This is a genomic window from Clavibacter tessellarius (genome assembly GCF_001618005.1).
In the GTDB taxonomy this organism is placed as follows: domain Bacteria; phylum Actinomycetota; class Actinomycetes; order Actinomycetales; family Microbacteriaceae; genus Clavibacter; species Clavibacter tessellarius_A.
Genome location: NZ_LQXA01000005.1, coordinates 36,857 through 49,671, shown reverse-complemented (window position 1 = coordinate 49,671; position 12,815 = coordinate 36,857). Strand labels below are relative to the sequence as shown.

The 12,815-nt window shown below is 74.5% G+C and carries 9 protein-coding genes; 7 read left to right on the top strand and 2 right to left on the bottom strand.

Annotation, left to right across the window (positions count from 1 at the left end; genetic code table 11):
* Positions 1–40: 40 nt before the first annotated feature.
* Complete coding sequence (locus AWH51_RS01085) at positions 41–547, top strand: GNAT family N-acetyltransferase (protein ID WP_063070294.1); 507 nt, start codon at positions 41–43, stop codon at positions 545–547.
* A 269-nt stretch (positions 548–816) separates the two neighbouring features.
* On the opposite strand, the gene AWH51_RS01080 is transcribed toward AWH51_RS01085, so the two are convergent.
* Positions 817–1,251: a hypothetical protein gene (locus tag AWH51_RS01080; protein ID WP_063070293.1), complete on the bottom strand. Its 435-nt coding sequence runs from the start codon at positions 1,249–1,251 to the stop codon at positions 817–819.
* 438 nt (positions 1,252–1,689) lie between these two features.
* On the opposite strand from AWH51_RS01080, the gene AWH51_RS01075 reads away from it, so the two are divergent.
* Genes AWH51_RS01075 through cydC form a run of 4 tightly spaced genes read left to right on the top strand, consistent with a single transcriptional unit; the run spans position 1,690 to position 7,621 of the window.
* Positions 1,690–3,102, top strand: coding sequence for a cytochrome ubiquinol oxidase subunit I (locus tag AWH51_RS01075; protein ID WP_063070292.1), 1,413 nt, complete (start codon positions 1,690–1,692; stop codon positions 3,100–3,102).
* 1 nt (position 3,103) lies between these two features.
* A complete protein-coding gene (gene cydB / locus AWH51_RS01070) occupies positions 3,104–4,108 on the top strand; it encodes a cytochrome d ubiquinol oxidase subunit II (protein ID WP_063070291.1) in 1,005 nt (334 codons plus the stop codon).
* 7 nt (positions 4,109–4,115) lie between these two features.
* A complete protein-coding gene (gene cydD / locus AWH51_RS01065; protein ID WP_063070290.1) occupies positions 4,116–5,924 on the top strand; it encodes a thiol reductant ABC exporter subunit CydD in 1,809 nt (602 codons plus the stop codon).
* On the top strand, positions 5,921–7,621 hold the full coding sequence (gene cydC / locus AWH51_RS01060) for a thiol reductant ABC exporter subunit CydC (RefSeq protein WP_063070289.1): 1,701 nt from the start codon (positions 5,921–5,923) through the stop codon (positions 7,619–7,621). Before cydD ends, cydC begins: the two co-directional genes overlap by 4 nt.
* A 1-nt stretch (position 7,622) precedes the next feature.
* On the opposite strand, the gene AWH51_RS01055 is transcribed toward cydC, so the two are convergent.
* Positions 7,623–8,441, bottom strand: a complete 819-nt coding sequence (locus AWH51_RS01055; protein WP_063070288.1) for an aminotransferase class IV — start codon at positions 8,439–8,441, stop codon at positions 7,623–7,625.
* A gap of 53 nt (positions 8,442–8,494) precedes the next feature.
* Here AWH51_RS01055 and AWH51_RS01050 point away from each other — a divergent pair, with 53 nt between their 5' ends.
* Both AWH51_RS01050 and leuS read left to right on the top strand, forming a co-directional pair.
* On the top strand, positions 8,495–10,033 hold the full coding sequence (locus AWH51_RS01050; protein ID WP_063070287.1) for an anthranilate synthase component I family protein: 1,539 nt from the start codon (positions 8,495–8,497) through the stop codon (positions 10,031–10,033).
* Between the two features lie 98 nt (positions 10,034–10,131).
* Positions 10,132–12,690, top strand: coding sequence for a leucine--tRNA ligase (gene leuS, locus AWH51_RS01045; RefSeq protein ID WP_063070286.1), 2,559 nt, complete (start codon positions 10,132–10,134; stop codon positions 12,688–12,690).
* Positions 12,691–12,815: the final 125 nt, after the last annotated feature.

Here is a 12,815-nt window from a genome sequence, read left to right as displayed (position 1 = left end):
ACTCGTGGGCCGGCGACGACCGCGCCGATACCCTGGTGGGATGCTGATCCGCCCCGCCGAGCCCCGCGACATCGACGACCTGCTGGACATCCGCAACGACGCCATCCTGCACGGCACGGCCCTCTGGATGGACGAGCCCGTGGACCGCGCCGAGCGCGAGCGCTGGTACGAGGAGACCACGGCGGCGGGCGACCCGATCCTCATCGCCGACGTCGACGGGCGCGTCGCGGGGTACGGCACCTACGGGCAGTGGCGGGAGAAGTCCGGCTACCGCTTCTCCGTAGAGGACTCCGTCTACGTGCGCGAGGGCTTCCAGGGGCAGGGCATCGGCCGGGCGCTCGTGGAGGGGCTCATCGCGCACGCGAAGGCGGCCGGGAAGCGCGCGATGTTCGCGGACATCGAGGCCGGCAACGCGGGATCCATCCGGCTGCACGAGCGGCTCGGCTTCCGTCGGGTGGGGCTCCTGCCCGGAATCGGCGTCAAGTTCGGGCGGTCGCTCGACCTCGCGATCCTGCACCTCCCGCTCGAGGACGCGCCCCGCGCCTGAGGCGGCGGACGGTCGAGAGGCCCGGCACGGGGCGCGGGAACGCCGCACGGTGCCGGGCCTCTCTCCGACGGCCCGGGTTCCTTCGGGGGAGAGGAGGCCGTCGTGGTCCGGGAGCGGTCCGCCCGGGGGGGGATGGACGGACGCGCTCGTCGGGTTGCGAGCATCGGCCCCAGGGGGGGGTAAGGGCCGTCTGCTCGTAGACGACTCTAGCCGGTCCTCATTTATGCGGACACACCGGGCTGGCCCCAGTAGGAGGGGCGCGGCGCGGATCAGTCCTGCGACTCGTCCAGCTCGCGCGCGCCGACGGCGACGACGGCGTCCCGCAGCGCGTGGAAGTGGTGCACCTCGAGGCCGTTGCGGAGGAGGTACGGCTCGACGCCGCCGCGCCCCGCGAGCGAGTGCAGCGCCTGGATGACGGGTGCGGGATCCCCGGCGACCGCGTGCTGGGCGGCGTCGCGGACGTCGAGCCCGCCGGCCACCAGGGCGAGGGCCACGACGAGCACGTCCTGCACCGACGCGGTGCGTGCGTCGTACCGCTCGGGGGCCTCGGCCACGACGCGCTCGGCGGCCTCGGCGACGCGCCCGGCGAGCCGGGCGCCGTCGGCCACGAGGACGCCGACGTAGGCGGACGCGGTCGCGGGAGCCGCAGCGGCGGATCCCGTCGCGAGGCCGGAGGCCCGGGGTGCGGGGGCGGAGGAGTTCATGGCGGCCCTTCGGTCGTCGTGCGGTTCGGGTCGTGCGGGGCCGGGTGCTGCGGATCGGATCCGGCGGAGGCGCGACCCGGCGGGCCGCGCGTGGACGCGGGCGCACCGGGTCGACGCCGACCGGATGCGTCCTCGAAGGCTCGCCCGGCCGGATGAACGCCGGGTGTCGCGCGCGCCGCCGTCGGGCGAACGCGGCCCGACCGGGATATGCCGCGCCCCTCGCGCCGATCGTCTACAAGTCGTAGAATGGAGGCGTCGCGATGGAGCCTCGAACCGCACGATCCGCCCTCCACAGGAAGCGCAGCCGGTCGCCATGACACCGCATCCCGCCCCCGCCGACCACCCGCACGCGAGCCGGCTCCCGGCCGCCCGTCCGTCGCACGCGTCGGTCCCGCGGGATCCGCGCCGCACGGGCGCCGCCCGGAGCGGGACCCGCTCGTGAACGAGCTCCTCGACCCGCTCGTCCTCTCCCGCTGGCAGTTCGGCCTCACGACCGTCTACCACTTCCTCTTCGTGCCGCTCACGATCGGCATGGCCGTCGTCTGCGCGCTGTATCAGACCGCCTGGGTGCGCACCGGCAAGCAGGAGTACCTGCGCCTCACGCGCTTCTTCGGGCGGATCTTCCTCATCAACTTCGCGATGGGCACCGTCACCGGCATCGTGCAGGAGTTCCAGTTCGGCATGAACTGGTCGGAGTACTCGCGCTTCGTCGGCGACGTGTTCGGCGCCCCGCTCGCGCTCGAGGGGCTGCTGGCGTTCTTCCTCGAGGCGTCGTTCATCGGCGTCTGGATCTTCGGTTGGGACAAGCTCCCGAAGGGGCTGCACCTGGCGTCCATCTGGGTGGTGTCGGCGGCGTCGATCCTGTCGGCCTACTTCATCCTCGCGGCCAACGCCTTCATGCAGAACCCGGTGGGCTACCGCATCGACGAGGCCCGCGGCCGCGCGGAGCTCACCGACATCGGGGCGCTCCTCACGAACAAGGTCGCGCTCGCCGCGTTCCCGCACACGATCTTCGCCGCCTTCATGTGCGCGGCCGCCGTGATCATCTCGGTCGCCGCCTGGCACCTCTCGCGCAACCAGCACCTCGACACGATGATGCCGGCGCTGAGGTTCGGCATGTGGTTCATGGTCGTCTCCGGCGCGCTCACGATCCTGTCGGGCGACCAGCTCGGCCTCGCCATGGTGCAGACGCAGCCGATGAAGATGGCGGCCGCCGAGGCGCACTACGACACCTCATCGGGAGCGGCCGCGTCGTTCTCGCTCTTCACCTGGGGCACGCCGGACGGCTCCAGCGAGCTGTTCTCCATCCGCATCCCGTACCTGCTCTCGTTCCTCTCCACGCACACGCTCGACGGCACCGTGCAGGGCATCAACGACCTGCAGGCGCAGTACGTGGCGAGCTACGGCCCCGGCGACTACACGCCCACCATCTGGGTCACCTACTGGGCGTTCCGCTGGATGATGGGCTTCGGCATGGCGGCCATCGGCGTCGCCGTCGCGGGCCTCTGGTTCACGCGCCGCGGGCGCCGCATCACCAGGCCGTGGATGTGGCGGGTCGCCATCTGGGCCGCCCCGCTCCCGCTGCTCGCGATGACGGTCGGCTGGATCTTCACGGAGATGGGCCGCCAGCCGTGGATCGTGTTCAGCCTGCTGCAGACGTCCTCCGCCGTCTCGCCCAACGTCACCGGGCTGCAGGTGCTGATCTCGCTCGTCGCGTTCACGCTCGTCTACGGGTCGCTCGCGGTGGTGGAGTTCCGCCTCATCCTGAAGGCGGCGCAGCACGGGCCGGAGCCCGAGCGGGAGCCGGATCCCGTGACGGGCGAGGTCGTCCGGGAAGCGAGCGTGTACTGACATGGACCTGCCCACCCTCTGGTTCGGCGTCATCGCCTTCCTCTTCGTCGGCTACTTCGTGCTCGACGGCTTCGACTTCGGCGTGGGGATGAGCCTGCCGTTCCTCGCGAAGGACGACACCGACCGGCGCGTCCTCATCAACGCGATCGGCCCGGTCTGGGACCTCAACGAGACGTGGCTCATCGTCGCGGGCGCCGCGCTCTTCGCGGCGTTCCCCGAGTGGTACGCCACCATGTTCAGCGGCTTCTACCTGCTGCTGCTCGCGATCCTCATCACGCTCATCCTCCGCGGCGTCTCGTTCGAGTACCGGCACCAGGGGGCGTCCGACCGGTGGCGCGGGTCCTTCGACCTGATGATCGTGGTCGGCTCGGTCGTGCCCGCGTTCCTCTGGGGCGTCGTGTTCGCGAACGTGGTGCGCGGGGTGCCGATGGACGCGGGCCACGACTACACGGGATCCACGCTCGACCTGCTGAACCCGTACGCGCTCCTCGGCGGGCTCACGACGCTGTCGCTGTTCCTCGTGCACGGGCTGCAGTTCGCGGCGCTGAAGACGGACGGGCCGATCCGGGCGCGTGCCCGGGCGCTGTCGATGCGGGTGGGGGCCGTCACCATCGTCGTCGCGGCGACCTTCCTCGTCTGGACAACGCTGGCCCACGGCTCGGCCCTCTCCGGGCTGATCTCGGTGCTCGCCGCCGTCGCGCTCGTCGCGTCGTACCTCGCCAACGTGCGCGGCCGGGAGCGCTGGGCCTTCGGTCTGCTCGCGGCCACTATCGCGCTCGCGGTCGCCAGCCTGTTCGCGGCGCTGCACCCGTTCGTCATGCCGGCGTCGAACGACCCGGCGTACGGGCTGACGATCGCGAACGCGTCGTCGTCGGCGTACACGCTGACGATCATGACGTGGGCCGCGGGGTTCGCGCTGCCGCTGATCCTCGCGTACCAGGGGTGGACGTACTGGGTGTTCCGGAAGCGCATCACGCGCGCCGTGATCAGCCGGGCCGCCCACTAGGCGCACGGTGAAGCCCCTGGATCCGCGGCTGCTGCGGGCGTCCGCCGCCGCCCGCACGATGCTCGTCGTCGGCGCCCTCGCGGGCATCGTGCAGACCGCGGCGCTCGTGGGCTTCTGCTGGTCGCTCACGCAGCTGGTCGTGCGGGCGATCGCGGGGCGGACCGCGGAGGAGCTCGCGCCCGTGCTCGCGCTCGTCGTCGTCTCGGCGGTCCTCCGCGGCGTCGCCGGCTGGCTGCTCGACGTGGTCGGCGCGCGTGGGGCCGCGCAGGTCGTCGCGGAACTGCGGCGGCGCGCGCTCCGGGCCGTCGTCGACCTCGGCCCGGTGTGGACCGCGAGCCGCAGCCGAGCCCGTGTCGCCACGGTCATCGGCCCCGGCCTCGACGCGCTCGACCCGTACTTCGCGCGCTACGTGCCGCAGCTGATCCTCACGGCGCTCGCCACGCCGATCGTCGTCGCGGTGCTGCTCCTCGCCGACCCGCTCACGGGCGTCACGGTGCTCGTGACGCTGCCCGTCATCCCCGTCTTCATGGTGCTGGTCGGCTGGGCGACGCGGGAGGTGCAGCGGCGTCAGTGGGTCCGGCTCACCGAGCTGGCGTCGGGATTCCTCGACGTGGTCGACGGTCTCTCCACCCTGCTGGTGTTCGGGCGGGCGCGGCGGCAGACGGCGAGGATCCGGCGGGTCACCGAGGAGCACCGCGTCGAGACCATGCGCGTGCTCCGGATCTCGTTCCTCTCCGGCTTCGTGCTCGAGCTCGCCGCCTCCCTGTCGGTGGCGCTCGTCGCGGTGTCGGTGGGCGTGCGGCTCATCGGCGGGCAGCTCGACCTCGAGGTGGGGCTGTTCGTGCTGCTGCTCGCGCCCGAGGCGTTCCTGCCGATCCGCCAGGTCGGCGTGCAGTTCCACGCCGCCGCGGAGGGGGTGGCGGCCGCGGACGACGTGCTCGGCATCCTCGACGCGGAGCGGGCGGGGCGGGCGTCCCGCGCCGCCGGAGCGGCAGCCGCACCCGCTCCGGGGTCTGCACGGTACGGCGCGGGCGCCGCGCCCGGCGAGGCGGCTCCGGACGACGAGCTCGTGATCCGCGACCTGGTCGTCGCGCACGACGACCGGCCGGTGGTCGACGGCCTCTCGGCGCGCTTCCGCCGAGGCTGCGTGACGGCGGTGACCGGCCCGAGCGGGGCCGGGAAGTCGTCGCTCCTCGCGGCGGTGCTCGGGCAGCTGCCCGCGGACGGCGGCATCGGCTGGGCGGATGGCGACGGGGACCCGACCGCGCTCCGGCGGCCGGCACCCGCGGAGATCGCCTGGGCCGGGCAGCGGCCGGGACTCGTGGCCGGCACGGTGCGGGAGAACGTCGCGCTGGGCGTCCCGGATCCGGATGATGCGCTCGTCCGGCGCGCCCTGTCCCTCGCAGCCGCCGACGGCATCGACCCCGACCTCGTGCTCGGCGTCGGCGGCCAGGGCCTCTCGGGCGGGCAGGCCCAGCGGGTCGCCGTCGCCCGCGCCGTGCACCGCGCGCTCGCCCTCGACTGCCCGCTCGTGCTCCTCGACGAGCCGAGCTCCGCCCTCGACGCGGCGGCGGAGGAGCGGCTGGCGCGGGGGATCCGCGCGCTCGCCGACCAGGGCCGCGCCGTCGTCGTCGTGACCCACCGCCCGGCGCTCGTGGACGCCGCCGACGAGGAGCTGCGGCTCGCGGCGCCGGGATCCGCCGCCGCGCCTCCCTCGCCCGGCGCGCGGCCCGCGGAGCACGACCGGGCCGGCGCCGTCGCCGATCCCGCGCGCACGACGCCCGAGCCCGCCTGGCGCGCGCAGGTGGCGCCGTGAACCGCGGCGAGGTGCTCCGCCTCGCGCAGCCGCCTCTCCGCCGGGCGCTCCCCGGGCTGCTGGCGGGGCTCGCGAGCGCGGCGGGCGCGGTCGCCCTCCTCGCGACCTCGGCCTGGCTGATCACGCGCGCGTCGGAGCAGCCGCCCATCCTCTTCCTCGGCATGGCCATCGTCGGCGTCCGCGCCTTCGCGCTGGGGCGCGCCGCGTTCCGCTACCTGGAGCGGATCACGAGCCACGACGCCGCGTTCCGCGCCCTGGCGACGCTGCGGGTCGGGGTGTTCGAACGGCTCCTGCCGCACGCGCCGGCCGGGCTCCGGCGCACCCGGCGCGGCGACCTCCTCGCGCGGCTCGTCGGCGACGTCGACCGGCTCCAGGACCTCCCGCTGCGCGTCGTGCAGCCGCTCGCCGTGTCGGTGCTCGTGCAGGCGGCGAGCGTCGCCGTGGTGACGGCCGTGCTCCCGGCCGCCGGGATCGCGCTCGCCCTCGTACTCGCCGTCGCGCTCGCCGTCGGCGTCCTCGCGATGCGGGCGCTCGCGGGGCGCGCGGAGACGCGGATCGCCCCGCTGCGCGCCGCCGTGCAGGACCGGGTGCTCGACCTCGTCGGCGGGCTCGACGTGCTCACGGCGTTCCAGGCGGTGGACGCGCGGCTCGCGGACCTCGAGCGGGTCGCGCGTCGGCTCCGCCGCGAGGAGCTGCGGAGCGCGGCGGCCACGGGCGCGACGACGGGCGTCGTCCTCGTCGGGACGGGCGCGGTCGCGGGCTGGACCGTGCTGCAGGGCGTGCCCGGCCTCGCGTCCGGCGCGCTGGATCCGGCGTGGCTCGTCCTCGCCGCGCTCGTGCCGCTGGCGCTCGTCGAGTCGGCGACCGCCGTGCCGCTCGCGGTGCAGGCGTGGACGCGGGTGCGCACGAGCGCGGATCGGGTCGCGGGCGCCGCGCCGGCGGTCGTGCCCGCCGAGATCCCGCTGGAGCGGGCGGAGGAGCCGGAGCAGGCGGGCCCCGCTCCCTCCGCTGCCCGCGGCAGCGCGACCCTGGTGATCCGCGACCTCGTCACCCGCTGGCCGGGCGCGGACGCCGACGCCCTCCGACCGGTGTCGCTCGCGGTGCGGCCGGGGGAGACGGTCGTCGTGCGCGGCCCGAGCGGATCCGGCAAGTCGTCGCTCGCCGCCGCGCTCGTGCGCTTCCTCGAGTCGACGGGCGGCTACGAGCTGGACGGCGTCGACGCCCGGTCGCGGCGGCCCTCCGAGGTGCGGCGGATCGTGGGCCTGTGCGAGCAGTCGCCGCACCTGTTCGACGCGAGCATCCGGCAGAACCTGCTCTTCGCCCGCGAGGAGGCGACCGACGACGAGCTCCTCGCAGCACTCGACCGCGTGGGGCTCGCGGGCTGGACCGCCGATCGCGGCGGCCTGGACGCGCGCGTGGGCGACCGGGGCGGGCTCGTCTCCGGCGGCCAGGCGCAGCGGATCGCGCTGGCCCGGGCCCTCCTCGCCGACTTCCCGATCCTGGTGCTCGACGAGCCGACGGCGGACGTCGACGCCGACCGCGCCCGGGCCGTCCTCCGCGACGTGCTGCGGGCCGCGCGCGACCGGGGCCGCGGGGTGCTGCTGCTCACGCACACGGACGTGCCGGCGGACCTCGTCGACCGGACGGTGGAGCTCGGCGCGATCGGGGGAGCGGGCACCCTCCCCTCCGCTGGCTGACTCAGCCCGCCGGCAGCTCGCGCCGCAGCGCGTCGAGCCGCGCGCGCCAGGCGGTCACGCGGCCGGGCTCGGCGGCGACGGCCGGGCCGTCGATCCACCCGCGCACCAGGCGGATGCCGTGCAGCGCGCTCACGGCCCACACCTCGCGGCCGTCGAGGTCGGCGGGACGAACGCGGTCGTGCAGCACATCGACCCCGAGGGCGGTCGCGAGCGCGAGGATGCTGCGCTCGGTGACGCTCGCGATCCGCGGCACGTCGCCCTCGACCACCGCGAGCGCGTCGCCGTGCCACCACAGGATCGCGCTGTAGGCGCCCTCGACGATGGTCCCGTCGTCGGCGATGATCACGGCCTCGCCCGCGCCGTGCCGGGCCGCGCGGCTCCGCAGGGCGCCGAGCGCGTGCAGGTCCGGGCCCTTGAGGCGCGGCAGGGTGCGCGGATCCGGCCCGTCGTGGTCGCGCAGCACGACCGTCGCGGTGCGCTCGGGGGCGGGTCGCACGAGCAGGCGCGCGACGTCGCCGTCCGGGCCGCGCAGCGCCTCCACGCGGGGGAACCAGGCGCCCGCGCGCGGCAGCGCGGCGACGGCGGCGTCGAGGAAGGCGGCGGGATCCGGCACCGCGGCCGCCTGCGTCCGGAGCGCCGCGAGGAACCGCTGCCGGTGCACGTCGAGCGCCAGGACCCGCCCGTCGTCCACCAGGAACGAGTCGGCCGCGAGGACCCGGTGCCCGGCGGGCCGCGTCTCCTCGGCTCCTCCCCGGGTCGCGTCCGCGGCGTCGGGCGCCCAGCCCGCGGGGGTCCACCGGAGGATCTGCTCGGAGCTCATACCCTTGAGGCTAGGCGGCCACGGGGTGCGGCCACGACACCGGGAGGCCGCGCATGGACGGAGCGCTCGCGCACGCGAGGACGGCCGTCCGGGGACGCCGCATCGCCGGATGGCACGACCCCGAGGACGTCTTCACGGCCCTCTTCGCCGACGAGGCCGCGGGTGACGTCGCGTGGCTCGACGACTCGGCGGGGGAGGGCTGGAGCTACCTCGGCGCGAGCGCGGGCAGCGTCACCGCCTGGCCGGACGGCGTCTTCGACGGGCTGGCCGGGCTGCTGGCGCACACGTCGGCCGCCGACGACGGCACCTCCCTCGACGCCGGCGCCTCCCTCGACGACGGCCTCCCACCCGACCTCGCCTTCCGGCTGGGCGTGGTCGGCTGGATCCCGTACGACGCCTGGACCGAGACCGTGCCGCTGCACCACGCGCCGGTCGCGGACGCCCCGGACCGCGCCGCGCCCGAGCACGCAGCGCCCGAGCATGCCCCGCCCGAGCATGCTGCGCCCGAGCATGCTGAGCCCGCCGCCGCCGTCCTCCGGGTGGAGCGCCTGCTCGCGTTCGACCACGGCACCTCCGCCGTCTGGGCGGTCGCGCGCGCGGGGGACCCGTGGCTCGACGCCGTCGAGGGCGACCTCGCGGGCGTCCCGGCGAACCCCCGTCGGGCCGCCGCGGCGCCACCGCACGGCCCCGCCGACGCGGATCCGGGATCCGACCCCGTCTGGCGCCACGACGACGACGGCTACCTCGCCCTCATCCGCTCGTGCCAGGAGTCCATCCGCCGCGGCGACGCCTACCAGCTCTGCCTCACCAACCAGGCGCGCGTCCCCGGGCGCGTCGACCCGGTGCGCGTGCACACCGCCCTGCGCGCCCTCAGCCCCACCCACCACGGCGGGTTCCTCCGCATCGGCGGCACCGTGCTCGTCAGCGCGTCGCCCGAGCGCTTCGTCGAGGTGGACGCGGGCGGCACGCTGCGCACGCTCCCCATCAAGGGCACCCGTCCGCGTCACGCCGATCCGGCAGCCGACGAGCGGGCCCGCGCCGAGCTGCTCGCGAGCGACAAGGAGCGCGCGGAGAACGTGATGATCGTCGACCTCATGCGCAACGACCTCAGCCGCGTGTGCGTGCTCGGCTCGGTCCGCGTCACGAGCCTCTTCGCCGTCGAGGCGTACGCGCAGGTGCACCAGCTCGTCAGCCGTGTGGAGGGCCGGCTCGTGCCCGGCGTCACGGCGGTGGCCGCGGTGCGCGCCCTGTTCCCCGCCGGATCCATGACGGGAGCCCCGAAGTCCGCGGCCGTCGGCATCCTCCGGGCCCTCGAGCGCGGGCCGCGCGGCGTGTACGCGGGCGCGTTCGGCTGGTTCGGCGACGACGGACGTGCCGACCTGGCCATGGTGATCCGCTCGGTCGTCGTCGTGGACGGCCGTGCAACCGTGGGCGCCGGGGGCGGCATCACGGCCCTGTCGGTGCCCGAGGAGGAGCTCGAGGAGGTGCGCGTGAAGGCCGCGCCGCTGCTGGCCGCCGTGGCCGCGGGCCGGGTCGCGGAACGCGTCGGGGGTCTCCCGTCCTCCCTCCCCAGGGCCGCCGCCGGGGCCTGATCCGCCACCCCGTCGCCCGTGCGGGTTCCCCCCGGCCGGGTCACTAGTCTTGTCGAGGCCTTGACGGCCGCGACCCCCGCATCGAATCGAGAGCGCCCTTGGCACACGAGACCCCCGACACCCCCGGCGACACCTACGACTTCCGCGCCATCGAGGCCGAGTGGTCGGAGGTGTGGGAGCGCGAGCAGCCGTTCCGCACGCCGGACGCGAGCGACACCCGTCCCCGCAAGTACATCCTCGACATGTTCCCGTACCCCTCGGGCGACCTCCACATGGGGCACGGCGAGGCGTTCGCCATCGGCGACGCGGTCGCGCGCTACTGGCGCCAGCAGGGCTTCACCGTCCTCCACCCCATCGGCTGGGACTCCTTCGGCCTGCCCGCGGAGAACGCCGCCATCAAGCGCGGCGTCGACCCGCGCGAGTGGACCTACGCGAACATCGACACGCAGAAGCAGTCGATGAAGCGCTACGGCCTCTCCTTCGACTGGGAGCGCGAGCTCCACACGAGCGACCCCGAGTACTACGCGTGGAACCAGTGGCTGTTCCTCAAGATGCACGAGAAGGGCCTCGCCTACCGCAAGGACAGCTGGGTCAACTGGGACCCGGTGGACCAGACGGTGCTCGCCAACGAGCAGGTGCTGCCGGACGGCACGTCCGACCGCTCCGGCGCCGTCGTCGTCAAGAAGAAGCTCACGCAGTGGTACCTGCGCATCACCGACTACGCCGACCGCCTGATCGACGACCTCAACCAGCTCGAGGGCAAGTGGCCGTCCAAGGTGCTCAACATGCAGCGCAACTGGATCGGCCGCTCCGTGGGCGCGGAGGTCGACTTCGTCATCGAGGGCCGCGACGAGCCCGTCACGGTGTTCACCACCCGCCCGGACACGCTGCACGGCGCCACGTTCATGGTGGTCGCGCCCGACAGCGACCTCGCGGCCGAGCTCGTCGAGGGCGCGTCCGACGAGGTCCGCGAGGAGTTCCGCGGCTACCTCGAGCGCACGCAGCGCCTCAACGAGATCGAGCGCTCCACGACCGACCGTCCGAAGACGGGCATCCCGCTCGGCCGCACGGCCGTCAACCCGGTCAACGGCGAGCGGATCCCCGTCTGGGCCGCCGACTACGTCCTCGCCGACTACGGCACGGGCGCGGTCATGGCCGTCCCCGCGCACGACCAGCGCGACCTCGACTTCGCGCGCGCCTTCGACCTGCCGGTGCGCGTGGTGGTCGACACCACGCAGCCCGTCACGGGCGCCATCCGCATCATCCCGGAGGACGGCGAGCTGCCCGACCTCGAGGAGGTGCTGCCCGGTCGCACGGGCGTCGCGCTCCCCGGCGAGGGCCGCCTCATCAACTCCGGGTCGCTCAACGGCCTGAGCAAGCAGCCCGCCATCAAGCGCGTCATCGAGCAGCTCGAGGCGGAGGGCCGAGGCCGTGCGGCGAAGAACTACCGGCTGCGCGACTGGCTCATCTCGCGCCAGCGGTTCTGGGGCACGCCCATCCCCATCGTCTACGACGCGGAGGGCAACGAGATCCGCGTGCCGGAGGACCAGCTGCCCGTCAGGCTGCCCGACACCGCGGGGCTCGACCTCACGCCCAAGGGCAAGTCGCCGCTGGCCGCCGCGACGGAGTGGTCGAACGTGCCGAGCCCGGTGGACGGCAGCCCGGCCACGCGCGACCCCGACACCATGGACACGTTCATGGACAGCTCCTGGTACTGGCTGCGCTTCCTCTCGCCGAACGACGCCACGAAGGCGTTCGACCCGGCCGACGCCGACCGCTGGGCGCCCGTCGACCAGTACGTGGGCGGCGTCGAGCACGCGATCCTGCACCTGCTGTACTCGCGCTTCATCACCAAGGTGCTGTTCGACCTCGGCTACGTCACCTTCACGGAGCCGTTCAGCGCGCTGCTGAACCAGGGGATGGTGCTCTCCGGCGGCGTCAAGATGTCGAAGAGCAAGGGCGGCGTCGACCTCGGCTCCGAGATCGACCGCCACGGCGTGGACGCCATCCGGCTCACCATGGCGTTCGCCGGCCCGCCGGAGGACCCGATCGACTGGGAGGACGTGTCCCCGTCCGGGTCCGCCAAGTTCCTGGCCCGTGCGTGGCGCCTCACGGGCGACATCACGAGCGCGCCCGAGGTCGAGTGGAAGACGGGGGACGAGGCGCTCCGCCGCGTCACGCACCGCTTCCTGGCGGAGGGCCCCGGGCTCCTCGAGGCGTTCAAGTTCAACGTGGTCATCGCCCGCACGATGGAGCTCGTCAACGCCATCCGGAAGACCATCGACCAGGGCCCGGGCGGCGGCGACGCGGCCGTCCGCGAGGCCACCGAGGTCGTCGCCGTGGCGCTCAGCCTCTTCGCGCCGTACACGGCCGAGGACATGTGGAAGCGCCTCGGCTACACGGGCTCGGTCGCGTTCGCCGGCTGGCGCAAGGCCGATCGCAACCTGCTCGTCGTGAGCACGGTCACCGCCGTCGTGCAGGTCGACGGCAAGGTGCGCGACAAGCTCGAGGTCGACGCCCGCATCGGCGCCGACGAGCTCGAGGCGCTGGCCCGGGAGACGGCGGGCGTCACGCGGTCCACCGCCGGCCGAACGATCGACAAGGTCATCGTGCGCGCGCCGAAGATCGTCAGCATCACCACCAAGCCCGCCTCCTAGCGGGTCGCCGCGCACGCGGGAACGAGGGCGGTCCGGATCCCGGGCCGCCCTCGCTCCATCCCAGGGGCCGCCGCGGGGCACGATCCCCAGCCCGGACGCACGGGATCGTCCGCACCGGCGTCGCG

What these genes read in the sequence shown, in the direction of transcription:
- AWH51_RS01085 (WP_063070294.1), top strand. Translation starts at nt 41, where the DNA reads ATGCTGATCCGCCCCGCCGAGCCCCGCGACATCGACGACCTGCTGGAC.
- AWH51_RS01080 (WP_063070293.1), bottom strand. Translation starts at nt 1,251, where the DNA reads ATGAACTCCTCCGCCCCCGCACCCCGGGCCTCCGGCCTCGCGACGGGA.
- cydB (WP_063070291.1), top strand. Translation starts at nt 3,104, where the DNA reads ATGGACCTGCCCACCCTCTGGTTCGGCGTCATCGCCTTCCTCTTCGTC.
- AWH51_RS01055 (WP_063070288.1), bottom strand. Translation starts at nt 8,441, where the DNA reads ATGAGCTCCGAGCAGATCCTCCGGTGGACCCCCGCGGGCTGGGCGCCC.
- AWH51_RS01050 (WP_063070287.1), top strand. Translation starts at nt 8,495, where the DNA reads ATGGACGGAGCGCTCGCGCACGCGAGGACGGCCGTCCGGGGACGCCGC.